The sequence below is a fragment of the Natronobacillus azotifigens genome (assembly GCF_026805325.1).
GTDB classification, from domain to species: Bacteria; Bacillota; Bacilli; order Bacillales; family Amphibacillaceae; genus Natronobacillus; species Natronobacillus azotifigens.
Map to the genome: position 1 here is coordinate 1 of NZ_JAPRAT010000020.1, position 24,781 is coordinate 24,781.

27 protein-coding genes are annotated in these 24,781 nt (G+C 37.8%); all 27 read left to right on the plus strand.

Annotated features, from left to right (window positions below; genetic code table 11):
• Positions 1-218 precede the first annotated feature (218 nt).
• The 27 genes from OWO01_RS10435 (at position 219) to upp (ending at position 24,695) form a co-directional block, all read left to right on the plus strand.
• The gene (locus OWO01_RS10435) at positions 219-653 is read left to right on the plus strand and encodes a YwiB family protein (protein WP_268780401.1); all 435 of its coding nucleotides are present in this window, start codon (positions 219-221) and stop codon (positions 651-653) included.
• On the plus strand, positions 654-2,324 hold the full coding sequence (gene argS, locus OWO01_RS10440; RefSeq protein WP_268780402.1) for an arginine--tRNA ligase: 1,671 nt from the start codon (positions 654-656) through the stop codon (positions 2,322-2,324).
• A 312-nt stretch (positions 2,325-2,636) separates the two neighbouring features.
• Positions 2,637-2,975, plus strand: a complete 339-nt coding sequence (locus OWO01_RS10445; RefSeq protein WP_268780403.1) for a hypothetical protein — start codon at positions 2,637-2,639, stop codon at positions 2,973-2,975.
• Between the two features lie 421 nt (positions 2,976-3,396).
• Positions 3,397-3,594: a DUF4017 family protein gene (locus OWO01_RS10450; protein WP_268780404.1), complete on the plus strand. Its 198-nt coding sequence runs from the start codon at positions 3,397-3,399 to the stop codon at positions 3,592-3,594.
• A gap of 341 nt (positions 3,595-3,935) precedes the next feature.
• The gene (locus OWO01_RS10455) at positions 3,936-4,523 is read left to right on the plus strand and encodes a P-loop nucleotide/nucleoside kinase family protein (RefSeq protein ID WP_268780405.1); all 588 of its coding nucleotides are present in this window, start codon (positions 3,936-3,938) and stop codon (positions 4,521-4,523) included.
• A gap of 171 nt (positions 4,524-4,694) precedes the next feature.
• Complete coding sequence (gene rpoE, locus OWO01_RS10460) at positions 4,695-5,231, plus strand: DNA-directed RNA polymerase subunit delta (RefSeq protein WP_336284061.1); 537 nt, start codon at positions 4,695-4,697, stop codon at positions 5,229-5,231.
• Positions 5,232-5,726: 495 nt separating this feature from the next.
• Positions 5,727-7,322, plus strand: coding sequence for a CTP synthase (locus tag OWO01_RS10465; RefSeq protein ID WP_268780406.1), 1,596 nt, complete (start codon positions 5,727-5,729; stop codon positions 7,320-7,322).
• 301 nt (positions 7,323-7,623) lie between these two features.
• Complete coding sequence (locus OWO01_RS10470; RefSeq protein WP_268780407.1) at positions 7,624-7,986, plus strand: response regulator; 363 nt, start codon at positions 7,624-7,626, stop codon at positions 7,984-7,986.
• A 287-nt stretch (positions 7,987-8,273) separates the two neighbouring features.
• A complete protein-coding gene (locus OWO01_RS10475) occupies positions 8,274-9,131 on the plus strand; it encodes a class II fructose-bisphosphate aldolase (protein ID WP_268780408.1) in 858 nt (285 codons plus the stop codon).
• A 344-nt stretch (positions 9,132-9,475) separates the two neighbouring features.
• Entirely contained in the window at positions 9,476-10,762 is a 1,287-nt protein-coding gene (locus tag OWO01_RS10480; protein ID WP_268780409.1) for a UDP-N-acetylglucosamine 1-carboxyvinyltransferase, read from the plus strand.
• A gap of 544 nt (positions 10,763-11,306) precedes the next feature.
• Positions 11,307-12,590 carry a transcription termination factor Rho gene (rho, locus tag OWO01_RS10485; protein WP_268780410.1) on the plus strand — a complete coding sequence of 428 codons (1,284 nt, stop codon included), beginning with the start codon at positions 11,307-11,309 and terminating at the stop codon, positions 12,588-12,590.
• A 153-nt stretch (positions 12,591-12,743) separates the two neighbouring features.
• Complete coding sequence (locus OWO01_RS10490) at positions 12,744-12,989, plus strand: type B 50S ribosomal protein L31 (protein ID WP_268780411.1); 246 nt, start codon at positions 12,744-12,746, stop codon at positions 12,987-12,989.
• A 292-nt stretch (positions 12,990-13,281) separates the two neighbouring features.
• Complete coding sequence (locus OWO01_RS10495) at positions 13,282-13,896, plus strand: thymidine kinase (RefSeq protein ID WP_268780412.1); 615 nt, start codon at positions 13,282-13,284, stop codon at positions 13,894-13,896.
• 42 nt (positions 13,897-13,938) lie between these two features.
• The gene (locus OWO01_RS10500) at positions 13,939-14,148 is read left to right on the plus strand and encodes a hypothetical protein (protein WP_268780413.1); all 210 of its coding nucleotides are present in this window, start codon (positions 13,939-13,941) and stop codon (positions 14,146-14,148) included.
• On the plus strand, positions 14,139-14,294 hold the full coding sequence (locus tag OWO01_RS10505; protein ID WP_268780414.1) for a hypothetical protein: 156 nt from the start codon (positions 14,139-14,141) through the stop codon (positions 14,292-14,294). Before OWO01_RS10500 ends, OWO01_RS10505 begins: the two co-directional genes overlap by 10 nt.
• Entirely contained in the window at positions 14,239-14,748 is a 510-nt protein-coding gene (locus OWO01_RS10510; protein ID WP_268780415.1) for a hypothetical protein, read from the plus strand. Before OWO01_RS10505 ends, OWO01_RS10510 begins: the two co-directional genes overlap by 56 nt.
• A 336-nt stretch (positions 14,749-15,084) precedes the next feature.
• Entirely contained in the window at positions 15,085-16,155 is a 1,071-nt protein-coding gene (gene prfA, locus OWO01_RS10515; protein ID WP_268780416.1) for a peptide chain release factor 1, read from the plus strand.
• A gap of 1 nt (position 16,156) precedes the next feature.
• Positions 16,157-17,008, plus strand: a complete 852-nt coding sequence (gene prmC, locus OWO01_RS10520; RefSeq protein WP_268780417.1) for a peptide chain release factor N(5)-glutamine methyltransferase — start codon at positions 16,157-16,159, stop codon at positions 17,006-17,008.
• A gap of 212 nt (positions 17,009-17,220) precedes the next feature.
• Positions 17,221-17,835, plus strand: a complete 615-nt coding sequence (gene spoIIR, locus OWO01_RS10525) for a stage II sporulation protein R (protein ID WP_268780418.1) — start codon at positions 17,221-17,223, stop codon at positions 17,833-17,835.
• A gap of 67 nt (positions 17,836-17,902) precedes the next feature.
• Positions 17,903-18,325: a hypothetical protein gene (locus tag OWO01_RS10530; RefSeq protein WP_268780419.1), complete on the plus strand. Its 423-nt coding sequence runs from the start codon at positions 17,903-17,905 to the stop codon at positions 18,323-18,325.
• A 256-nt stretch (positions 18,326-18,581) separates the two neighbouring features.
• Positions 18,582-19,601, plus strand: a complete 1,020-nt coding sequence (locus OWO01_RS10535) for an L-threonylcarbamoyladenylate synthase (protein WP_268780420.1) — start codon at positions 18,582-18,584, stop codon at positions 19,599-19,601.
• A gap of 475 nt (positions 19,602-20,076) precedes the next feature.
• Positions 20,077-20,631 carry a manganese efflux pump MntP gene (locus OWO01_RS10540; protein WP_268780421.1) on the plus strand — a complete coding sequence of 185 codons (555 nt, stop codon included), beginning with the start codon at positions 20,077-20,079 and terminating at the stop codon, positions 20,629-20,631.
• Between the two features lie 150 nt (positions 20,632-20,781).
• A complete protein-coding gene (locus OWO01_RS10545; protein WP_268780422.1) occupies positions 20,782-21,381 on the plus strand; it encodes a low molecular weight protein arginine phosphatase in 600 nt (199 codons plus the stop codon).
• A gap of 105 nt (positions 21,382-21,486) precedes the next feature.
• Positions 21,487-21,927, plus strand: a complete 441-nt coding sequence (rpiB, locus tag OWO01_RS10550; protein ID WP_268780423.1) for a ribose 5-phosphate isomerase B — start codon at positions 21,487-21,489, stop codon at positions 21,925-21,927.
• Positions 21,928-21,946: 19 nt separating this feature from the next.
• Positions 21,947-22,486, plus strand: a complete 540-nt coding sequence (locus OWO01_RS10555) for a TIGR01440 family protein (RefSeq protein WP_268780424.1) — start codon at positions 21,947-21,949, stop codon at positions 22,484-22,486.
• Positions 22,487-22,595: 109 nt separating this feature from the next.
• Positions 22,596-23,831 (plus strand): serine hydroxymethyltransferase, encoded by a 1,236-nt coding sequence (glyA, locus tag OWO01_RS10560; RefSeq protein WP_268780425.1) that lies wholly within the window; start codon positions 22,596-22,598, stop codon positions 23,829-23,831.
• Between the two features lie 234 nt (positions 23,832-24,065).
• Positions 24,066-24,695: a uracil phosphoribosyltransferase gene (gene upp / locus OWO01_RS10565; RefSeq protein WP_268780426.1), complete on the plus strand. Its 630-nt coding sequence runs from the start codon at positions 24,066-24,068 to the stop codon at positions 24,693-24,695.
• The last annotated feature ends 86 nt before the right edge of the window (positions 24,696-24,781 follow it).

Below are 24,781 nucleotides of genomic sequence, written 5' to 3' on the forward strand. Positions count from 1 at the left end.
CGTAAGACTCCCACTTCAAAACAAGGAGAATACCAAGTTGTGTAAGTGTGAGTAACGGACGCTAGCACCCCGAATGGTTCAACTAACAATCAGTGGGGGAATACCTAAAAACCCCCACTGATTGAAGTTTCACTTTATCAGAAAAACACGGTTATACTTGAGTTTCTGGTGAGAAATTTCTATACTAAGAGATACTTAATCGATTAAAGGATGATACAATGAGTAGGGGAAAGGCAACGGTAAGACTTCAGTTGAAATCAGAAATAAGCGAACAGGCTGAGCGACAAGTTACAGAAGTAGAAGCGATCGGTTACTTATATAAACAATCTGGGCGTACGGTCCTTACTTATATCGAAGAACGAGAGGACCAACAAAAAATAGCAAATTTGATTACCATCACACCAGATAAAGTGAGTATTAAACGATCAGGTGCAGTGGAGATGCATCAGCAATTCAAGCGTGATCAAAAAACAGAAAATGTATATCGTCATCAATTTGGAACGATTCATATGGAGACTTTTACAGAAGAGATCCGTTATCTACCACTGACGGTAGAAGAAGATGGGCAGTTATTGATGCGGTATACGACGAAATTAAACGGTGAAGGAGAACGCCATCATCGATTATTGTTGATTATGAAGGAGGAACTATAAATGAACATCATGCAAGAGATGGAAGAAAGATTAAAAACGGAAATAAAAAATGCCGTAACGAAAGCAAAACTAGCGACAGAAGCAGAAATGCCTGAAATCATTTTGGAAAAACCAAAAGAGAAAGCACACGGGGACTATGCTACCAATATCGCGATGCAATTAGCGAGAGTAGCAAAGAAAGCGCCACGTCAAATTGCTGAACAGCTTATCGCTGAACTAGATCAAGCAAAAGCATCGATAACGCAAATTGATGTTGCGGGTCCTGGATTCATCAATTTTTTTATTGATAATAGTTATTTAACGCGTTTAATTCCACTGATTTTAACAGAAGAAGGGGACTATGGAAAGTCTAACGCTGGTTTAGGGGAAAGAGTTCAAGTCGAGTTTGTATCGGCAAATCCTACAGGTGATTTACATTTGGGACATGCACGTGGAGCATCTGTTGGCGATTCTTTATGCAACCTACTAGAAGCGGCTGGTTATGATGTAGAACGTGAATATTATATTAACGATGCGGGTAACCAAATCAACAATTTAGCGACTTCTGTAGAAGCGCGTTACATGCAAGCACTTGGAAAAGACTATCCGATGCCAGAAGATGGTTATCACGGAAAAGATATTATCGCTTTAGGCGAAGAACTCGTCGAGCGTTATCAGGACGAATGGGTGAACAAGTCAAAAGAAGAACGTCTAGCATTTTTCCGTACATATGGACTGGAGTATGAGTTAAAGAAGTTAGCGAATGACTTAGAACAATTCCGTGTTCACTTCGATCATTGGTTCTCAGAAACATCGCTCTATGAGGATGGAAAAATAGAACCTACTCTTGCCCAGTTAAAAGAAAAAGGTCATATTTACGAAGAAGATGGAGCTACTTGGTTCCGAACAACGGATTTTGGTGATGATAAAGACCGTGTATTAGTGAAAAATGATGGATCATACACGTATTTAACACCGGATATTGCTTATCACAAAAATAAATTAGATCGCGGATTTAATAAACTAATTAATATTTGGGGAGCAGATCACCATGGTTATATTCCAAGAATGCGTGCAGCTATTCAAGCACTAGGCAATGAAGCAGATACGCTGGAAGTGGAAATTATTCAAATGGTAAATCTATTTGAAAATGGTGAAAAGGTAAAAATGAGTAAGCGTACAGGGAAAGCTGTTACGTTAAGAGAGTTAATGGAGGAAGTTGGCATCGATGCTATGCGATACTTCTTCGTTATGAGATCGAGTGATGCACATCTTGATTTTGATATGGACTTAGCAAAATCAGAATCAAATGACAATCCCGTATTTTATGTTCAATATGCACATGCGAGAATTTGTACGATGCTGAAACAAGCAGAAGAAAAAGGATTTTGCGTTGATGAGAACTTTGACGCCAGTCTATTGAAGAGTGAGAAAGCGGAAGTATTGTTAAAGCATCTCGGTCAATTCCCACAAGTAATTGCGGATGCGGCAAATAACCGCACACCACATCGTATGACACAATATATTTTCGAGTTAGCAGCAAACTTACACAGTTTCTATAATGCGGAAAAAGTGTTAGATCCAAATGATCCAGAAAAAACAAAAGCACGATTAGCCTTAATGAAAGCAGTTCGAATTACGATTGCAAACGGCTTAAAACTAATCGGCGTATCCGCACCAGAGAGTATGTAATAATATCGAAAGGCGTTCTTGTTTTAAAACAAGAACGCCTTTTCTTGCAAGATAAGAAAACACCAAAAATCTGTCACCAATATAATCCTTCATCGTTTAGATTATTTCTTGAAAAACGATTCATACAACATGTAATTTTAGAACAGAAGTATGGACTTCTTCCATAACACGGATAGTATCGAGAAGTTGAATCTACTTCTATGTGTCATTTGCTTAAAAATAGAAAAAATGTATTGACTTTCTAGAAAAAAATTCGTAACATGTATTTGTAAAAATTTATAAATAAATGGAAATTAGGTGAGGGGAGAAATAATGAAAAACAGATTAGTTGTTTGTATAATTTTATGTTTGGTTACTGTTTTTATCCTTATCCCACAAGTATCTTTAGAAGTAAATGCTCGCCAACTTGACTCCAGTTTAGATGAGTATGTAAATGAATTGGTTAGGATGCAACCCGGCATTACAAAAACAGAGGTAGAAGAAGCAGTTGCACCGTCGGCAAAAATGTTAAACAGAACAGAAGAAGAAATAGCAAAAGAGTCACTGAATGAACTACACAAAGCATTTTTGGAAAATATAAAGGAGCTAGAACAAACGAATGACGATAGTTTAGTGTCAACCATCAATTTGATCAGGACGGAAATGTTTTAAACCAGCAAACCATAATAGAAGATGCTGGACAGTACGAGATCATCTTTCCTGCTTGGAAAAATGATTCATTGTATATATATAAAGACGGGACAAATGTTTTTCTAGAAAAATATAATTTAGCTACGATGGAACGCGAAGAACAATGGAATTTATCCCGGAGCAACCGTTCGTAAGACCCCGACTTCAAAACAACGAGAATATCAAGTTGTTACAGTGGGAGTAACGGACGCTAGCACCCCGAATGGTTCAAAGGCCTTTAGGTCATCCTTTAGGGCTAACAATCAGTGGGGGAATACCTAAAAACCCCCACTGATTGAAGTTTCACTTTATCAAAAAAATATGATAAGCGTTTAAATGGGTTGTTTATCTATGATCTTGAAATTTTAGATAAAGAAAATTTGGTTGAGAGGGAGTAGGCAAGATGAACAAATGGCTAATTGCTAGTTTGGTTTATATCCTAACATGTACAGTTCTACAATTCATTTCATCTAGTGATCCAGCGTATGATACGTTTGTATTTAAATTTATACTGAGTCAAGTTTACGCCATCCCGTTGTTTTTGATTACTGTATTGGTCATGTGTTTTGTGCAAAAGGGAAGCAATGAAGCGGAGAATTAAGCAACACAATATATGTAAAATAAATTACCAAATAAAATCGTAATAAAAGGCTAGTGTTAAAAGCATCCCAAGTTGGATGTTTTTTTCACACGAAGATAATGTTTAATTGAAACGAGTAAGAACTACATGTAAAAAACAGACAGTGTATACTGAATATTTGATGTATGGTGAAACAAAACCGCTCTCTCTTAAATGCGAATCCTGTATGTCAAGCTTTTGCACCTTAGTAGCTAAATTATCACTACCAATAAATAGAATACTAACTAGAAAAAAAGCATGCATTTTTCCTTTGAATGCGTTACCATATAAAAAACATATATAAATCAGAAGAGGTGTAAAGAATGCAAAAACTAATATTTTTTGTCGGAGTAGCGGGAACAGGAAAAACAACCGTAGCTAAAGAGATCGCGAAAGAAGTACCATGTGCATTTTTAGATCGTGATACAGTTGGAGGCCGATTTGTAGAAAGATTTTTAGTATTGCAAGGTATGGATAAAGATGATCGTGATTCCGAATTCTATAAAGAGAATCTACGCGATTTAGAATACGATACAACGAAAGACATATGTATTGAAAATTTAGCCGCTGGTCAAAATGTATTTATGATTTCTCCTTTTACAGCAGAATTAAAGAATAAAGCATGGATTGAAGAAGTGTTAGCAGCAAGCGGTAAAACATTTGCTGATGTGGATGTAAAGGTAGTTGTTGTCACCTTAGAAGATATCGAAACACAACGGAACCGAATTGAAGAACGAGGCACAATCCGCGATACTTGGAAATTAGAAAATTGGGATAGCTATGAAACACGGGTGAATTTTGTACCAACGATTAACTGGGCGATTCCGGAAGACAATATTCACATTTTTGATAATTCAGGAGATCTGACAGCTCAGAAAGTAGCACCACTTGTAGAATTTGTTCAAGGATAAGGTGGAGTGCTTACCATGAAGTAACTTTTTCCAACATATCTGCTACAAATATTGCATTTTAATTTTCATACCAATATAATGTACAGGAGACAATTTGATGCTACGTTACAGCCTGACTCAAGAAAAACGAAAAGAGGAAGGTAATAATTTGATAAAGGGAGTGCTTTGACGGTGAGCTTAGCTAATTATAACCGCGAAGAATTACAAGATATTTCAATGATCGAACTAGCAGTAATGATTTTAGAAAAAGAAAAAAAAGCAGTAGGTTATAAGGAATTATATCAGCAAATCGCTGAAATGAAGAATTTCACAGAAGCAGATAAAGATCTTTATATTGCACAATTTTATACAGATCTAAACATTGACGGTCGCTTTTTAACACTAGGTTCTGGAATGTGGGGTCTGAAAAGTTGGTATCCAGTCGAGCAAATTGATGAAGAAATCACTGCTGCACCTAAGAAAAAGAAGAAAAAAGCTACAAAGAAAAAGAAAGAGAAAGAGCTTCCGATTGAAGAAATTGATGAAGATATCACAGAAGATCCGCTCGACTTTGATGATACAGATTTTCTTGAGGATGATTTAGAGGATAGTGAAGACGAGGATCTTGAGGATGAAACTCTTGAAGATGATTTTGATGACGAAGATGATCTAGATGATGACGAAGATGATTTTGATGAGGAAGACGAAGATGAAGACGAAGATAAATAAAATCCGCTTGACTTTTATACAGTGAGTGAGTAATATTTTATTTGGGCTCTATTAATTAACTAATAGGTTAGCGTCCCCCTATCGTTAGGGGGGCGTTTTTGTTTTTGTAAAGACTTAAGTGTGCTGATGAACACATCGATCAGAATGGATACTTGTTTTTACATCGTATAGGTTATCAGATGTTTTTGTCATAAGCTCTGCTTTTCTTATATGAAATCCTTGAAAGTGAAATTTCTCAGCTGGTAAGGTAAATACTTTCCTATGATGAGGATAAAATAGTAGCAAGAATAATAGTTCGTTTTCAAAACGGAGGTAAATGAGAAGTATGCAGGCGCAGGTCGAGCTGGTGGAGCTTCTGAACACTAGAATGTAGGTTCTCCCTACATGAGTGCTGGAAGAAAGATCCAACGAAGAGGTGCACTGCTTATCATTTGGTGACTTTTGAACATCCTCTAATAGATGATAAAAAATAGTGATAAGGGAGAGAGATAACAAGTGGCAAAATATATTTTTGTAACAGGTGGAGTTGTTTCGTCAATAGGAAAGGGTATTGCAGCAGCATCCTTAGGTCGTTTATTGAAAAATCGAGGATTAAATGTAACGATTCAAAAATTTGATCCGTATATCAATGTCGACCCGGGTACAATGAGTCCATATCAACACGGTGAGGTTTTCGTAACAGATGATGGTGCGGAAACAGACTTGGACTTAGGGCATTATGAGCGTTTTATTGATATTAATTTATCAAAATACAGCAACATTACTACAGGGAAAATTTACTCTACGGTAATCAAAAAAGAACGCCGTGGTGATTATTTGGGAGGAACCGTTCAAGTTATCCCGCATATAACAAATGAAATTAAAAATAAAGTATTTCAATCCGCAGATCAAACCAATGCGGATGTGGTAATTACTGAAATTGGTGGAACCGTTGGAGATATCGAATCCTTACCCTTCTTAGAAGCTATCCGTCAAATCAAAAGTGACATTGGAAAAGAGAATGTGATGTATCTTCATACAACACTTGTTCCTTATATTAAAGCAGCTGGCGAATTAAAAACAAAACCTACACAGCATAGTGTGAAAGAATTGCGTTCATTAGGGATTCAACCAGATGTCATCATCCTGCGCTCTGAAATGTCTGTAAGTCAAGAGATGAAAGAAAAAATCGCGTTATTCTGTGATATCGACGAGAAAAACGTCATTGAATCAACTGATGCAGATACGTTATATCACGTACCGTTAGCTCTTCAAGAACAAGGCCTAGATCAAATTACTTGTGATCACTTCAATTTAGGTTGTGAACCTGCAGATATGTCAGAATGGAAACAGTTAGCTGAAAAAGTAAGAGGATTAACTGAGAAAAAAACAATCGCACTTGTTGGGAAATATGTGGAGTTACCAGATGCATATATTTCTGTTGTAGAAGCATTGAAACATGCAGGGTATCAGTTTGACGTTGATGTTGAAGTGAAATGGGTCAATGCAGAAGAAGTTACGGCGAGCAATGTGAAGTCATTGTTATCCGATGTAGATGGTGTATTAGTGCCAGGAGGATTCGGGGATCGCGGCATTGAAGGGAAAATTGAAGCGATTCGCTATGTGAGAGAAGAGAAAATTCCATTCCTAGGAATATGTTTGGGAATGCAGTTAGCAACGGTAGAGTTTGCTCGAAACGTGCTAGGTTTAGATGGTGCACATTCGGCAGAAATTGATCCGAGTACAGAACATCCAATCATCGACCTTTTACCAGAACAAAAAGACATTGCTGATTTAGGTGGCACTTTACGTCTTGGTTTATACCCATGTCGATTAAAAGAAGATACGAAAACAAGAGCAGCTTATGGTGATGAAGATGTAGTTTATGAGCGACACCGTCATCGTTATGAATTTAATAACCACTACCGTGAGGAAATGGAAGAGAAAGGTTTTATTTTCTCTGGTACAAGCCCAGACGGAAAATTAATTGAAACGATTGAAGTTGCGGATCACCCATGGTTTGTCGCATCTCAATTCCATCCAGAATTCAAATCTCGTCCAACAAGACCACAGCAATTATTTGCTGGATTTATTGGTGCTACAGTTAAATAATTCAAGTGAACTTCTGCTTTTGGAGGTTTATATTGGTTCCAATCAGGGTAAAACAAGCGATAAAGGGAAATATTTCTTTATCGCTTGTTTTTTTCATTGACGTTTCTTATACATTTTATTTGTAAATGTATACCTCCCAAAGAGGAGTTTCATCAACTTTTTGAAAGGTGGTTGTTTACCAAAGATAAGCAGGAATTTTTCTATACAGAGTAGAAATTATTAAGATGAAGTACTAAGGTGAGGTGTAAATGGGAAGAACAACATAAAGTAGTATGCTATGTCATTAAAGGGGGTTTTTTTTATGTCAAAAACGGTTTTGGTTGTAGATGATCAATCAGGAATCCGTTTGCTATTAGAAGAAATTATCAAAAATGAAGGGCATCACGTAAAGAGTTGTGAACACGGTAGTGCCGCCATTGCATGTGTTAAAAAGATCAAGCCTGAATTAATCATTATGGATTACCGTTTGCCTCTCATGGACGGCTGTCAAGTAGTTGAACAATTAGAAAATGAAGGTATCGAGATACCGACCATTTTGATGAGTGGTTTGGTAGATGAGGTGAAGGAAAAGTCAAAAGATTTAAAGTCTGTTAAAAGTTATTTTTCCAAACCGTTTAATATTCATATAGTAAAAGATGAAATAAATAAGTTATTGGATGAGTAATAGTATGGGTTGATTATCAAGTATATTCCATTTTCCTTACTATACAATGGATAATTATCCTTACAACGAATAATTTGTAAAAAAATTTGTCAGAAAACGCTTACATATGAGAAGTTTTGTTGCACCTTTACAGGGAAGTTGGTATGCTAATAAAGTATCCAATCAACCAACATATTTGACTGGCTATATTGGCTTGTTCAAAAACACGGTATCCAGTATTTCATTTGTATTTTTGGACATGCACGCAAAAGTATTTATTACTTAAATTATCTAAGGAGGAACAATTAATGCCATTAGTATCAATGACACAAATGTTACAAGACGCAAAAGCAGGTGGTTACGCGGTTGGTCAATTCAACATTAACAATCTTGAATATATCCAAGCGATTCTACAGGCTGCAGAAGAAGAAAAATCTCCAGTTATTTTAGGGGTATCTGAAGGTGCTGGACGATACATGGGCGGCTATGGCGTAGTTGTAGCTATGGTTACTTCTGTAATGGAAGCACAAGGTACAACAGTACCAGTTGCTATTCATTTAGATCATGGTTCAAGTTTTGAACAATGTGCGAAAGCGATTCATGCTGGATTTACTTCTGTAATGATCGATGCTTCACACGATCCATTTGAAGAAAACGTAGCAACTACTTCAAAAGTAGTAGAACTTGCTCACTTCCACGGTGTATCTGTTGAGGCTGAACTTGGAACTGTTGGTGGACAAGAAGACGACGTAATAGCAGATGGTGTTATCTACGCTGATCCTAAAGAATGTCAAGAACTAGTTGAACGCACAGGTATTGATACATTAGCTCCTGCACTAGGTTCTGTGCATGGTCCTTACCAAGGTGAACCAAATCTTGGATTTAAAGAAATGGAAGAAATCGGAGCTGCTACTGGATTACCTCTAGTACTTCACGGTGGTACAGGTATTCCATTGAAAGATATTCAAAAAGCAATCTCTTTCGGAACTTCTAAAATCAATGTAAACACAGAAAATCAAATTCAACAAACAAAAGTAGTACGTGAAGTCTTAGCTGCAGATTCTGAAATGATTGACCCACGTAAATACTTAGGACCATCTCGTGATGCAATTAAGAATTCTGTAATTGGTAAAATGCGCGAATTTGGTTCTTCAAACAAAGCTTAATTTTTATTTCGCTGATAAAAACCATCCGTTATTTTCGGATGGTTTTTGTGTATATATACAAAATTCTGTTGTTCTTTTGCAATGCCAATATCGACTGATTATTTTAGAGAACTTGAAACCACTTAGAATTAACTAAATTGCATGTGGTTAGTAGATAAGTCATTTTTTTGACATTCTTTGTTTTATTTTAGAAATTATATCGGATATGGTAGATACTTCAGTCAATTCTTTGTATAATAGGATTAATGCCTTAACCAACGCATTATTTACTTGAAAATGTACAAACTAAAGATAACTGATATAGACAGATATAAATTGATCAACAGATAAAGTGAGGAATTTACATGCAAAAATTATTCGTGCAAGGTGGTACGCCTTTAAATGGGAAAGTTCGAGTTAGTGGTGCCAAAAACAGTGCGGTAGCTTTACTTCCGGCAACCATTTTAGCGGACTCGAAAGTGATCATCGAAGGGTTACCAGACATTTCTGATGTAGAGACGTTAGAAGCTCTTTTGGAAGAGATTGGCGGAACTGTGGAGAAAAATGGTCAAACAGTACATATTGACCCATCAAGAATGACTGCAATGCCTTTACCGAACGGTAAGGTAAAGAAATTGCGTGCTTCTTATTATTTTATGGGTGCAATGCTTGGACGGTTTAAAAAGGCTGTAATTGGCTTGCCAGGTGGCTGCCATTTAGGTCCACGACCAATTGATCAACACATTAAGGGGTTTGAAGCGTTAGGGGCCAAAGTAACGAACGAACAAGGTGCGATTTACTTGCGTGCCGATGAATTAAAAGGTGCGCGTATTTATTTAGATGTAGTTAGTGTTGGCGCAACCATTAATATTATGTTGGCAGCAGTGAAAGCGACAGGTAAAACAGTCATCGAAAATGCAGCTCGTGAGCCGGAAATTATTGATGTTGCTACATTATTAACAAGCATGGGTGCAAAAATAAAAGGTGCTGGTACAGATGTTATTCGTATTGAGGGTGTTGATCAACTAACGGGTTGTATGCACACCATTATTCCAGACCGAATTGAAGCTGGTACCTACACGATAATGGCTGCCGCTCAAGGGGAAAAAGTATTAATTGATAATGTTATTCCACAACATTTGGAATCATTATTAGCAAAGTTACGTGAAATGGGTGTAAATATTGAAGAGGGCGAAGAACAACTCTTAATTACACCTAGTAAAAAGCTAACAAGTGTGGATATTAAAACACTCGTTTATCCAGGGTTTCCAACGGATCTGCAACAACCGTTAACCTCTTTACTTACAAAAGCTGAAGGTACCGCTGTTGTAACGGATACGATCTATTCTGCCCGCTTTAAACACATTGATGAACTGCGCAGGATGAATGCCCAAATTAAAGTCGAAGGCAGCTCTGCGATTATTTCTGGACCTGTGAAATTACAAGGGGCAAAAGTAAATGCAAGTGATCTTCGAGCAGGAGCAGCTCTAATTGTAGCTGGATTGATTGCGGATGGCGTTACGGAAATTACGGGACTAGAACATATTGATCGTGGATACGAGCAACTAACGGAGAAATTAACGAATTTAGGTGCGGTTATTTGGCGTGAAGAAATGACTGAACAAGAAATAGAACAATTCCAAAATTCCTAAAGAAAAACGAATACAATGGGAAAACAGGAACAACGCTCGTTGTTCCTGTTTTCCTTGTGCATAAAAGGATTAACGGGCGCTGAATGGTTCAAGAGACTTTTGGACTAACAATCATTGAGAAAGACAAAAAAATCTACTGATTTATGTTTCACCTTATCGTTCTAAAGACTTATTTTAGTCAATTTGCTCTTATAATCAACCATTAAAACAAAAAAATAGTTGAATATTATGAAAGAAAGCGTTACGATGAAAGAAGTTTAAGATTATTCTGCGACTGATCCACCCCGATTGGCCTTTTTAAATTTTCTTCCCTTAAAGACAGGTTAACGGAATGATTTGTCGTAAGCTTCCATAATTATTTTTCAGTTAGATACCTTTCCTTCTCAAACTTCTCAGTAGAACTGCGTTAAAAACTTCTAAGAAACTTTATTGTTTTTTTAATAAGGTATGTTCGTAAGACTTCATTCAAGAAGGACCCTAAGAAAATGTAGAAGCAAATGTTCTATCCTTTTCCAATAAAAAAACTAGTAGGTGTGGTGATTGTGTGTCTGAGGTAACAATATCTCAATTAGAGTCAATGACGTTAAAAGATCTTTATGCTCATGCAAAGGAGTTTAAAGTATCTTATTATGCAAAATTAACAAAAAGAGAACTAATCTTCGCTATTTTAAAAGCGCAAGCTGAAAAGAGCGGCTATTTATTTATGGATGGAATTCTAGAAATCATTCCATCTGAAGGTTTTGGTTTTTTGCGACCAATCAATTATTCTCCAAGTGCAGAGGATATTTATATTTCTGCATCACAAATACGTCGATTTGATTTGCGAAACGGTGATAAAGTATCCGGGAAGGTTCGTCCACCTAAGGAAAACGAACGTTATTACGGGTTACTTCATGTCGATGCAGTAAATGGAGATAATCCAGAACTAGCAAAAGAAAGAGTCCACTTTCCTGCACTAACCCCGTTATATCCAAATCGACTAATGGGTCTAGAAACAAATCCAAAAGCAATCTCTACACGAATCATGGATCTAGTTACACCAGTTGGATTTGGTCAGCGTGGATTAATTGTTGCCCCTCCTAAAGCTGGTAAAACAATGTTATTGACTCAAATAGCAAATAGTATTACGGAGAATCATCCAGACGTAAAGTTAATTATATTGTTAGTGGACGAGCGCCCAGAAGAGGTGACAGATATCGAACGTTCTGTTGATCCAAATGTGGATGTGGTTAGTTCTACTTTTGATGAAGTTCCGGAAAATCATATTAAAGTCTCTGAACTCGTTTTGGAACGCGCGATGCGTCTGGTTGAACATAAAAAGGACGTTGTCGTTCTTATGGATAGTATTACGAGATTGGCACGTGCTTATAACTTAGTTATTCCACCTAGTGGTCGTACGCTATCTGGAGGTATTGATCCGGCTGCATTCCATCGACCGAAACGATTCTTTGGAGCCGCGCGTAACATCGAAGAAGGTGGCAGTTTTACCATTTTAGCAACAGCTTTAGTGGAGACAGGCTCCCGGATGGACGATGTTATTTATGAAGAATTCAAAGGAACGGGTAATATGGAATTGCATTTAGATCGTTCATTAGCACAACGTCGTATCTTCCCTGCAATTGATATTACTCGATCAAGTACGAGAAAAGAAGAATTGCTTTTGCCACAAGATCAGCTAGATGTGATGTGGGCAGTCCGCAAAAATATGCAAGATTCACCCGATTTCTTGGAACGATTCTTGCGTAAACTTCGTGCAACAAAGAACAATGAAGAATTTTATGATCAACTTGCCGATGAAAGAAAGCGTAAGGGGTTAAATCGCAAATAAATGATTATTCCTTTTGTTTGCTATTGCAAACAAGCATGTACACTGTTATAATTCTTCTGTATGAATTTTGCACATCATCAAGAAAATTTGCTATGATTCGTGCATATTATAACTCTGTTTCCAAGGGATTCAGGGCAAAAGGAGTGGAAAGAGATGAAACAAGGAATTCATCCAGAATACAGAAAAGTTGTATTTCTAGATACAAGTTCTGATTACAAATTTCTAACTGGTTCAACAAAAACATCGGAAGAAACAATTGAGTGGGAAGATGGTAACACATACCCATTAATCCGTGTGGAGATCAGTTCAGAATCTCACCCGTTCTATACTGGTAAACAAAAAGCTGATAAAGCTGGTGGCCGTGTAGACCGATTCAAGAAAAAATATAACCTTGGCTAAGCATTTATTTTCTGCAAGCTAACGTGAGCGGCCATTCCTTTTAGGGATGGCTTGTCTTAACGAATGATTTTGTTAAATTATCAATAAAAACAGGCGATTGCACTTTTAGCCTGTTTTTTATTTTTTTGAGATAGAGTAATACTTTTATTAGTTATCCTTAAAAAGGAAATTTTAATAATCTTGGGGTTAGCCTTACGAAAACAACTAGTTTCTTGTGATTTGAAGGGAAGTTTTACGAAAGGGTGCTCGGTATAGTCGTTCTAATTGCTTTACATAGAGAGGGGAAGTAATTGTGTATATAATGAATCAAAGTGGATGGATTGAACTTATCTGTGGTAGCATGTTTTCTGGTAAATCTGAAGAACTTATTCGTCGTGTTCGGAGAGCAACGTATGGCAATCTATCTGTTCGCGTGTTCAAACCAGCAATTGACGATCGTTATCATGAAGAGTCTGTCGTATCTCATAATGGGAATTCAATTTTGGCTAGGCCAGTGGGTTCTGCAGCTGAAATTATGGAATATATGGAACCGAATATTGATGTAGTAGGTATTGATGAAGTGCAATTTTTTGATCAACAAATTGTTGAAATTATTGATGAATTGGCCAATCAAGGCCATCGCGTTATTGTAGCAGGACTAGATACTGATTTTCGCGGTGAACCATTTGGTGTCGTTCCGGAACTAATGGCGCTTAGCGAAAGTGTTACAAAACTAAATGCTATTTGTCCTGTGTGCGGTTCACCTGCAAGTAGAACTCAACGCTTAATCGATGGCGAACCAGCTTCTTATTATGATCCAATCATACTAGTAGGCGCTTCAGAATCCTATGAGCCACGCTGTCGTCATCATCATCAAGTTCCAAATAAACCACAACCTGAATTAAATATATCCAATATCCATAAATAAAAAAGCACTGTTTTGGTGCTTTTTTATTTTGGGAGTTGGAGAATGCGAATAAATCGGAAAAGATGCGAACAAATCGCAGAGAATGCGAACAAATCGGAAAAGATGCGAATAAACCGCGGAGAATGCGAACAAATCAGAAAAGATGCGAATAAATTGCGTAGAATGCGAACAAATCGAAAAAGATGCGAACAAATCGCGGAGAATGCGAATAAATCGCGGAGAATGCGAACAAATCGAAAAAGATGCGAATAAATCGCGGAGAATACGAACAAATCGGAAAAGATGCGAACAAATTGCGGAGAATGCGAACAAATTGGAAAAGATGCGAACAAAACGTGGAGAATGCGAATAAATCAGAAAAGATGCGAACAAATTGCGGAGAATGCGAACAAATCTGAAAAGATGCGAATAAATCGCGGAGAATGCGAACAAATCAGAAAAGATGCGAATAAATTGCGGAGAATGCGAACAAATCAGAAAAGATGCGAACAAATCGCAGAGAATGCGAACAAATCGGAAAAGATGCGAATAAATTGCGGAGAATGCGAACAAATCAGAAAAGATGCGAACAAATCGCGGAGAATGCGAACAAATCGGAAAAGATGCGAACAAATCGCGGAGAATGCGAACAAATCGGAAAAGATGCGAACAAATTGCGGAGAATGCGAACAAATCGGAAAAGATGCGAATAAATCGCGGAGAATGCGAACAAATCGGAAAAGATGCGAACAAATCGCGGAGAATGCGAATAAATCGGAAAAGATGCGAACAAATCGCAGAGAATGCGAACAAATCACAGAGAATGCGAACAAATCAGAAAAGATGCGAACAAATCGCGAAGAATGCGAATAAATTGGAAAAGATGCGAACAAAACGTGGAGAATGCGAATAAATCAGAAAAGATGCGAATAAACCGTGGAGAATGCGAATAAATCCCAGAGAATGCGAACAAATCAGAAAAGATGCGAACAAATCGCGGAGAATGCGAACAAATCGGAAAAAATGCGAATAAATTGCGGAGAATGCTCGCAAAATCAAAAAGATGCACGCAAGACCAGCTCATCGCATCCCCTCCCAATCTAACTATCTCTATCAGGCAAGATTTTGACGTAAAATTATTCCTATATTATAATGAAAAGTATTGTATAATAAACACTGGATGTTTGAAAATAAGATGAGGTGAAATTCGTGTTTGATAAGTTAGAGTCTTTAGAAGCACGCTATGATAAATTAAATGAATTATTAAGTGATCCCGAAGTTATCAGCGATACCAATAAATTAAGAGAATACTCCAAAGAACAGGCAGATCTAACAGATGTCGTTCAATTGTACCGTGAATACAAGGACATTTCAGAACAATTATCTGATGCCAAAGCGATGTTAGCAGATAAGCTTGATGCGGATATGAAAGAAATGGTTCAAATGGAGATTGACGAACTCTCCGAACAACTTCCGGATATCGAAGAACGATTAACCATTTTATTACTGCCAAAAGATCCGAACGACGATAAAAACGTTATTATGGAGATACGAGGTGCGGCTGGTGGAGATGAAGCAGCCCTGTTTGCTGGCGATCTATTTCGGATGTATAACCGCTTTGCAGAAGCGCAAGGTTGGAAGATGGATGTTATGGAATCGAACTCAACAGGTGTTGGTGGTTATAAAGAGATTATTTTTATGATCAACGGAAGAGGTGCGTATTCCAAGTTGAAGTATGAAAATGGTGCCCATCGTGTGCAGCGTGTTCCAGAAACGGAATCTGGTGGTCGAATTCATACCTCTACTGCAACTGTGGTAGCAATGCCTGAAGCAGAAGATGTGGAAGTTGATGTACATGAAAAAGATATTCGAGTGGATACCTTTACATCAAGTGGACCTGGTGGTCAGAGTGTAAATACCACTATGTCAGCGGTACGTCTAACTCACGAACCAACTGGAATTGTAGTATCGATGCAAGATGAGAAATCACAAATTAAAAATAAAGAAAAAGCAATGAAAATTTTACGAGCGAGAATTTATGATAAATTTCAGCAAGAAGCTCAGGCAGAGTATGACCAAACAAGAAAGTCTGCAGTTGGTTCGGGGGATCGTTCTGAACGAATTCGTACGTATAATTTCCCACAAAACCGCGTAACAGACCATCGGATTGGTTTAACCATTCAGAAACTAGATCAAATTCTTGAAGGAAAATTATCAGAAATCGTCGATGCGTTAATTATGGAAGAACAAACAAGTAAAATGGATCAGATCGGTGATTAATATGAAAAATAACGTACAAGAAGTCCTCCGTCGGGCTTCTTCTTTTTTAGTGGAACAAAATAGAGAACCGAAAATTGCTGAGATATTGCTGCAACACCATTTAGATATGACAAAAACGGAGTTTATCATGTCGCATAGAGAAGAAGTGCCTGAATCGGTTAAACAAGCATTTTTGCAAGACGTTGAAGAACATGTAAAAACAGGCATCCCCGTCCAACATTTGATAGGAAAAGAGGAGTTTTATTCGCGAGAGTTTTTCGTGAACAAAGATGTGTTAATCCCAAGACCAGAGACAGAGGAATTAGTGTTGACGGTGTTGGAGCGAGTGAAATCAAAAGCTCGTCCGCTTAAACTAATTGATATTGGAACGGGTAGTGGGATTATCGCAATTACCTGTAAATTAGAAGATCCCACATTAACCGTAACTGCCGCAGATATTTCTTCTGCAGCACTTTCTGTTGCAAAAAAAAATGCTGAAAACTTAGAAGCTGAAATATCTTTTGTTCAAAGTGATTTTTTAACGGAGTGGTTGGGATCTGGAGAGACCTTTGATTTAATCATCTCCAACCCACCATACATTCCTTGGCAGGATGAAGCGACTTTGTCGGATACGGTAAAAAATTTCGATCCTCATCTTGCTTTATTCGCAGACGATAATGGTTTATACGCCTATCAACAAATCATAAAACAAGCAAAAAAAGTGTTATCCACATGTGGATTACTTGCATTTGAAATCGGTTATCAACAAGGCGAACAAGTTAAAATGTTGATAAAACAAACATTTCCGGAAAGCACTGTTGAAATAAGGAAAGATATTAACGGAAGAGATCGGATTGTTCTCGCTCAACGATAAAATTAAACTTCAATCAGTGGGGTTTTTAGGTATTCCCCCACTGATTGAAGTTGGACCATTCGGGGTGCTAGCGTCCGTTACTCTGGGATAAAAAAAGATATGCTCCAAAGCCTTCACGAAAATAAATAAATAAATAAATTGCTAGATTGCTAGTTTAAATAATAATGTCTCTGCCCATACTGTTTTTAACAAACAAGTGGGAGGGCAAGCAAATGAAAAAATTTATTATTATTCTATTGGTCCTGTTATTATTCATCACAATTTTACCATTACATGCACAAGATAGATCCGTCCAAAGTAACTCAGATTATCAAGTGATTCCAGATGAAGCTATTCGTTTACGTATTTTAGCTAATAGCGATGATGAAGACGATCAACTATTAAAAAAGAAGATTCGTGATCAAGTAAAAGAGGAAATCACCGAATGGGTAGCGGAAATTGATCAAATTGAGGATGCACGAAAATTAATTGAACAAAGGTTACCGGAGATTGAACAAGTGGTTGCAAAAACTTTAGCGGAAAACGGGAATAATCAAACCTATCACGTAGATTATGATCAAAACGTGTCCTTCCCAGCCAAAGTTTATGACAGATATGTATACCCAGCGGGTGAATATGAGGCTATTTTAATCTCATTAGGGGAAGCGAAGGGGGCAAACTGGTGGTGTGTACTTTTCCCACCCTTATGTTTTCTTGATTTCTCAGCAGGAACTACCGTTGCAGAACCAAGTGCAGAGGAAGAAGTAGATCTTGAAACACAAGAGGAAGATATGAAAGAAGAAGAGTCTGTTAAAGTAAAGTTTTTCTTTTTGGAATGGTTTCGCTAATCTATCATAATTATTTAACTTTTTCATAGACTAGAAAGAAAGGTTGATGAAGAAGGGATGGATGATAGTGGAATGTGTAAAAATTGATAGAACAAATCGTATGGAAGCTGAAACTTTTTTACAAGAGATTTCTAAAATTAGCATTACAGATGAAGAATTTTTACAACATGGTTATTTAATAAAAGATGAAAGAAAAACAATTGGTTTTTATCTATTAGAGCCGATCGATGATAATGAAGTATGGTTAAGAAAATTTATTATTGCACAACTGAAAGAAGCAACATGTATTATTGAAATGATGGGATTAGCAATTTTAGAAGCGAAAAAATTGTTTGTGGATAAGTTAGTTGTTCTTGCGGATCGACCAATCCTAGAACAATTATTGGCACAGTTAGGCTTTCAACAAACGGAGAATACTAAAATACCAGTAGAACGTTCCTCAACCTGTTGGGAATATTCTGTGAATAAACAAGAACTTTATCCACAATAATTTAAAAAACTTGTGAATAAGTATAAAGTTAAGAAAAGTACTTGTGAATGAAATAGATAATCGCTAAAATAGATGAAGGATTGCTGTGCATATGTTTACAAAGTTGTGTGTAACCAGGAAACCTGTGTATAAACTATTGCTAAGCTGTGGATAACATGTGGAACAGTTTTATTGTCTTCATTTTTTATGTAGAAAGGGGTCCAGGGCTTATTTTCTGGTTCAATGATTTGAATAGAGAAGCTTTAGCCTGCATCTAATGAATAAACAAACCAATTTCTTCACTTGGACAGAGGAATCAATTCGAGAAGCTGCACAATTGTTGATACAGCAAGAGGTAGTTGCTTTTCCAACAGAAACGGTATACGGATTAGGAGCAAATGCTTCCAATGAACAAGCGGTGGCAAAGATTTTTGAGGCGAAAGGACGCCCAGCAGATAACCCACTTATAGTCCATGTGTCAAATAAAGATCAAATCAAGCAATACGTAACAGAAATAACACCATTAGCTGAAAAAATTATTGATGCTTTTATGCCTGGACCGGTTACGGTCATTTTACCTAGCAATGGTTCGATTGCGAAAAACGTTACAGCAGGTTTAACGACAGTTGGGATTCGCATTCCAGACCATCCAGCAGCCCGTGAGTTAATTGAACAAGCGGATATACCTATTGCTGCACCGAGTGCGAACATATCTGGTAAACCTAGCCCAACAAGTGCCATCCATGTCTATCAGGATTTGAATGGAAAAATTGCTGGGATTTTAGATGGTGGTCCAACAGGAGTTGGCCTAGAATCAACGGTAGTAGATTGCACAACGGACGTTCCAATCATATTACGACCAGGCGGAGTCTCTGCTGCAGATATCGAGCAAGTAACTGGTGTGCCGGTGAAGGATACCGCAAGGCATGAGGAGGAACAAACTCCGAAAGCCCCAGGAATGAAATATAATCATTATGAACCCGATGCGCCATTAGCACTTGTTTTTGGAGATCATACATATTTTCAAGCGCTGATTAACGAGTATCAACAAACAGGTAAAAAAGTAGGTGTACTCATCAGTGAAGAATTAGCCCCAAAGCTGTCAGCTGATTACATGAAAGTATGTGGTTCCATTATTGACTTATCAACAATCGCCGCACATTTATATGAAGGACTTAGAAGTTTCAAAAGAACAGATGTGGATATAATCTTGACAGAAACCTATCCAGAAGAAGCAGTAGGCCAAGCGATTATGAATCGTCTAACAAAAGCAGCAAGCATAACTCACCATCAATAAAGTGAAACTTCAATCAGTGGGGGTTTTTAGGTATTCCCCGACTGATTGTTAGCCCTAAAGGATGCTAAAGGCTCTTGAACCATTCGGGGTGCTAGCGTCTGTTACTCCTACTTAAACAACTTGATATTCTCGTTGTTTTGAAGTGGGAGTCTTACGGACGGTTGCTCCGGAATAAAAATAGAGCGCCTAGCGTTCTATTTTTATCCCCTCGTTAAGACTTTTATACTAAAAAGAGATGCACGCAAATCGCGAAGAATGCACGCAAAATTAAAAAGTCACGAGCAAATCTCATCAAATTCCCCCTCTCCCCCTCTCTCTTTCTCTCCGACGATCCCATCCCTAACCCCTCTCATTGCTGCCTCAAGAAACTACCTAGCAACAATACAACCACCAAAACGCCAGTTAAAAACTCCGAATAACTAGCTACCCTTAGACATAGAGTTAAAGTAGCATGTCCAAGGTTAGGAGTGGTAAGATGCCATATAATCAAGCAGATCCAATACTAGGAATCATAATTATCGCACTTGCATTAGGTATGGATGCCTTTTCTGTTGGTTTAGGAATTGGAATGCAAATGTTAAGATTAAAGCGGATTTTTCTAATTGGCCTCATTGTTGGTCTGTTTCATATCTTGATGCCATTGATTGGAGTTATCTTAGGAACCATATTATCAACAAAAATTGAAAATTTCACTGACTTAGCAAGTGGTTTATTGCTGTTCGGGTTAGGTATACATATGATTTTACAAACGTTAGAAGAGGAACCAGAAACAAGACAAAGGCCATTTGGTTGGAGCTTAGTTTTTTTCGCCTTTACGGTGAGTTTAGACAGTTTTCCAGTAGGTCTTAGTTTTGGGATAACAGGAATAGCCACTTGGTTTACGTTTATTTTATTTGGATTTACTAGTATGATCCTGACATGGATCGGTTTACTAATTGGAAAAAAAGCTCGACACTGGGTAGGAGTATACAGTGAGTGGTTTGGTGGAATCATTCTTTGCATTATCGGAATGGAAATAATATTTCATTAATATTAAACAGATCAGACAATAATCCCGGCTTATGCCGGGTATTTTTTATGTCCTATGTTAATTTTGAGTAAGCAATCTTGGTGCTTCACACAGCAATATGTTATGATTTATCATAGCGAAGTTGTTTGCGAAAGGGAGGAGCGACCAAAGATGAATATATTATTTGTATGTACAGGGAATACATGTCGAAGTCCAATGGCAAAGGCTTTATTAAAAGAAAAATCTGACCACAATGTCAAATCAGCTGGAATTTCTGCTCGAAACGGAGACCCTTTAAGTACAGGTGCAATTCATGTACTTTCCGACCATTCGTTGGACACTCAAGATGAAGCGAAATTGGTAGATAATGAATTGGTTTCATGGGCAGACCTTGTGTTAACCATGACAACACAACATAAACAAATATTAACAATAAAATTCCCGAAAGCTTTTGAAAAAATATTCACGTTAAAAGAATATACTATTGACGAAGACCAATCTACGTGGGAACAGTTAAAGCAAGCATACCTCAACCTCGAAGAAAAACGAGTCATTGTTTTAGAGGAAACCGGTCAACAACAAACCGAACAACAATTACGAGCATTTTTACGGGAAGAACAAGATGAGATTGAACGATTAGAAGCTGAAATGCCGAATTATGATATAAAAGATCCATTCGGTGGGGACAAAACAGCTTATCAAGAAACATTTAAAGAAATCGAGAAGTACATTGAATTATTAATAGAAAAATTAGAGAATAGAGATAAATAATGAAAATATCTGATTAAATCACAAATTTCAACAAGTCTGTCTATTCAATGACTTAAAAAACAAGTAAAATAAAGATAGAGGAAATTATAGAAGGAGTGTTTTGTGATGAAAGTTGTTTTAGCATCAGATCATGGTGGTTACCAACTAGCCAGAGAAATCGAATCCTTTCTAGAAGAGTTAGAGGTGGAATGCGTTAGCGTTGGCTGTGATTGTCCAGACTCCGTCGATTATTCTGATTATGGAATCCCTGCCGCTGAAAGTGTTGCAAAGGGAGAATATGATCGAGGGATTGTCATTTGTGGAACTGGTATCGGAATGTCCATTGCAGCAAACAAAGTAAAAGGCATTCGTTGTGCTTTGGTACATGATGTCTATACAGCAAGAGTAACGCGCGAACATAATGACTCTAACGTGCTAGCGATGGGAGCGCGTGTCATCGGCGTGGATTTAGCAAAAGAGATCGTAAAAACATGGATTGGTAGTGATTTTGAAGGTGGCAGACATGCCAAGCGAATTGGCAAGATCGCAGAATACGAGTCCAAGTAAATAAGGTAGGAGTTTCGATATGGAAGAATTACAAGTTCAGATGGAAAACATCATAACTGAATGGCAAACAAACGGTTATTTAAAACCGGGCATGTGCTTTTTGATTGGCTGTTCTACGAGTGAAGTAATTGGTGAAAAAATCGGAACAACTGGTAGCGAGGAAGTAGCTGAGATTATTTTTGCAGCACTGAAAAAACTTCAAGCAACAACAGGAATTGAATTAGCTTTTCAATGTTGTGAGCATTTAAATCGAGCAATTGTAGTAGAACGAAAAGTAATGGAACAACAACTCGCTCAAGAAGTGAGTGTTGTTCCGGTAAAACGAGCAGGTGGATCGATGGCAGGACATGCTTATCGTCATCTATCTGATCCTGTCGTCATAGAAAATATAAAAGCAGATGTAGGGATGGATATAGGCGAAACAATGATTGGGATGCATATCAAGCATGTTGCCGTTCCTTTACGCCTAGACAATTGTCAATTAGGACAAGCACGAGTTAATGCGGCTTATTCTCGCCCGAAATTAATTGGTGGTAGCCGTGCTGCTTATTCGTTGTAATGCTGGTGTTTCAGGTGAACCGTTAGGCGTTGGGGATGCAGATGTCGCTTAGCGAGTATTGCCTTTTTTATACACATGGATTTAGACATGAACAAGGGGGAACTACGAAATGGATCAAGTGAAGAAAAATGATTTGGAATTGTTTCAAGCGATTGAACAGGAGCGTCATCGTCAAAATGATAAGATCGAATTAATTGCCTCAGAGAATTTCGTATCCGAAACGGTAATGCAAGCTCAAGGATCTGTACTAACGAACAAATATGCAGAAGGATACCCAGAAAAGCGTTACTATGGTGGCTGTGAGTATGTGGATATTGCAGAAAATTTAGCTCGTGACCGTGCAAAACAATTATTTGGAGCAGAACACGTAAATGTTCAGCCACACTCTGGTGCGCAAGCGAATATGGCAGTTTACCATGCCTTTTTAGAGCCAGGTGACACGGTGTTGGGAATGAACTTGTCACATGGTGGGCACTTAACCCATGGTAGCCCGGTAAACTTCAGCGGAAAGCTATACAATTTTGCTGAATATGGTGTAGATAAAGAAACAGAACAGTTAGATTATGACGTTGTATTAGAAATTGCCAAAGAAGTGAAACCAAAGTTGATTGTTGCTGGAGCTAGCGCATATCCACGTGAAATAGATTTTGCTAAATTCCGTGAAATTGCTGATCAAGTAGGCGCATATTTAATGGTTGATATGGCTCATATTGCAGGTCTTGTAGCAACTGGTTTGCATCCGGATCCTGTCCCACACGCTGATTTTGTTACCACTACAACACATAAGACTTTACGTGGTCCGCGTGGTGGAATGATTTTAACAAAAGAAAAATATGCAAAGCAAATCGATAAATCTGTTTTCCCAGGAATTCAAGGTGGTCCATTAATGCACGTTATTGCAGCAAAAGCAGCAGCATTTAAAGAAGCATTAGAACCGGAATTCACAGACTATGCGAAAAAAATTATTGCAAATGCAAAACAATTTGCTGAACGTTTGCAAAAAGAAGGTATCCGCGTAATTTCAGGTGGAACAGATAATCACCTCTTGTTATTAGATGTTCGTAGTTTAGAATTAACCGGAAAAGATGCAGAAAAAGCCTTGGATGACATCGGCATTACAACAAATAAAAATACTATTCCATTTGACCCAGAAAGTCCATTTGTAACGAGCGGGGTTCGAGTAGGAACAGCTGCAGTTACAACTCGTGGATTTGGAGCGGAAGAGATGGAAGAAGTTGCATCCATCATTGCATTCACGTTGAAAAATTATCAAGACGAAGAAAAATTAATTGAAGCAAAAGCTCGTGTTAAGGCATTAACGGATAAATTCCCATTATATCAATAGTCGGGAAGGAAAATCCTTGTGCCAAGCGGAGGAATTGCTTTCTTCTTACATCCCTTTCCTAACTTAGGACAAGGGATGTTATGCTATCCGCATTGAGAATGGAAAGAACGGAAGAACGCATGAGTTGATCAGAATCGACATAAAATAAAAAAATAAAACAATTATCGCTTGAAACCGAACTCTTTTTTCAGTACACTTTTAAAGATGCATAAATATGATAAGGAGTGATCAAACATGGGAAATGTATTTGTATTGGATCATCCATTAATACAACACAAACTAACGTATATTCGCAAAACAGACACAGGAACAAAGGAATTTCGTGAACTTGTCGATGAAGTTTCTGGACTAATGGCATTTGAAATAACAAGAGATTTACCTTTACAAGAAACAACGATTGAAACACCAGTAACAACAACAAAAGCAAAAGTACTAAGCGGAAAGAAAATTGGTCTCGTGCCAATTTTACGCGCTGGTCTTGGAATGGTAGACGGTGTTTTACGTCATATTCCAGCAGCAAGGGTGGGACATGTAGGATTATATCGTGACCCTGAAACATTAACACCTGTAGAATACTACATTAAGTTGCCATCTGATATTAACGAACGTGAACTAATTGTTATTGATCCTATGCTTGCGACAGGTGGTTCTGCGACTGATGCGATTGCTTCCTTAAAGAAACGTGGAGCAACGAACATCAAATTGATGTGCTTGATCGCAGCTCCAGAAGGTGTTGAACTGATCAAAAAAGAACACCCGGATGTAGATATTTACTTAGCGGCACTAGATGAAAAACTGAACGAAAAAGGCTACATTGTCCCAGGCCTTGGTGATGCAGGTGACCGTTTGTTCGGAACAAAATAAAGTGCCAGGCACCGCCCGAATTTTGTCGACAAAATTCAGGAGGTGCCTTTTATATGTATCTTTTTTCCGCTTCTTCACATACTACC

Coding starts and splice junctions, on each gene's coding strand:
- argS (WP_268780402.1), top strand. CDS start 654: ATGAACATCATGCAAGAGATGGAAGAAAGATTAAAAACGGAAATAAAA.
- OWO01_RS10475 (WP_268780408.1), top strand. CDS start 8,274: ATGCCATTAGTATCAATGACACAAATGTTACAAGACGCAAAAGCAGGT.
- upp (WP_268780426.1), top strand. CDS start 24,066: ATGGGAAATGTATTTGTATTGGATCATCCATTAATACAACACAAACTA.
- prmC (WP_268780417.1), top strand. CDS start 16,157: ATGAAAAATAACGTACAAGAAGTCCTCCGTCGGGCTTCTTCTTTTTTA.
- OWO01_RS10445 (WP_268780403.1), top strand. CDS start 2,637: ATGAAAAACAGATTAGTTGTTTGTATAATTTTATGTTTGGTTACTGTT.
- OWO01_RS10490 (WP_268780411.1), top strand. CDS start 12,744: ATGAAACAAGGAATTCATCCAGAATACAGAAAAGTTGTATTTCTAGAT.
- OWO01_RS10505 (WP_268780414.1), top strand. CDS start 14,139: ATGCGAATAAATCGCGGAGAATACGAACAAATCGGAAAAGATGCGAAC.
- OWO01_RS10545 (WP_268780422.1), top strand. CDS start 20,782: ATGAATATATTATTTGTATGTACAGGGAATACATGTCGAAGTCCAATG.
- OWO01_RS10480 (WP_268780409.1), top strand. CDS start 9,476: ATGCAAAAATTATTCGTGCAAGGTGGTACGCCTTTAAATGGGAAAGTT.
- OWO01_RS10555 (WP_268780424.1), top strand. CDS start 21,947: ATGGAAGAATTACAAGTTCAGATGGAAAACATCATAACTGAATGGCAA.
- rpiB (WP_268780423.1), top strand. CDS start 21,487: ATGAAAGTTGTTTTAGCATCAGATCATGGTGGTTACCAACTAGCCAGA.
- OWO01_RS10455 (WP_268780405.1), top strand. CDS start 3,936: ATGCAAAAACTAATATTTTTTGTCGGAGTAGCGGGAACAGGAAAAACA.
- OWO01_RS10435 (WP_268780401.1), top strand. CDS start 219: ATGAGTAGGGGAAAGGCAACGGTAAGACTTCAGTTGAAATCAGAAATA.
- OWO01_RS10540 (WP_268780421.1), top strand. CDS start 20,077: ATGCCATATAATCAAGCAGATCCAATACTAGGAATCATAATTATCGCA.
- OWO01_RS10450 (WP_268780404.1), top strand. CDS start 3,397: ATGAACAAATGGCTAATTGCTAGTTTGGTTTATATCCTAACATGTACA.
- spoIIR (WP_268780418.1), top strand. CDS start 17,221: ATGAAAAAATTTATTATTATTCTATTGGTCCTGTTATTATTCATCACA.
- OWO01_RS10470 (WP_268780407.1), top strand. CDS start 7,624: ATGTCAAAAACGGTTTTGGTTGTAGATGATCAATCAGGAATCCGTTTG.
- OWO01_RS10535 (WP_268780420.1), top strand. CDS start 18,582: ATGAATAAACAAACCAATTTCTTCACTTGGACAGAGGAATCAATTCGA.
- glyA (WP_268780425.1), top strand. CDS start 22,596: ATGGATCAAGTGAAGAAAAATGATTTGGAATTGTTTCAAGCGATTGAA.
- OWO01_RS10510 (WP_268780415.1), top strand. CDS start 14,239: ATGCGAATAAATCAGAAAAGATGCGAACAAATTGCGGAGAATGCGAAC.
- OWO01_RS10500 (WP_268780413.1), top strand. CDS start 13,939: ATGCGAATAAATCGGAAAAGATGCGAACAAATCGCAGAGAATGCGAAC.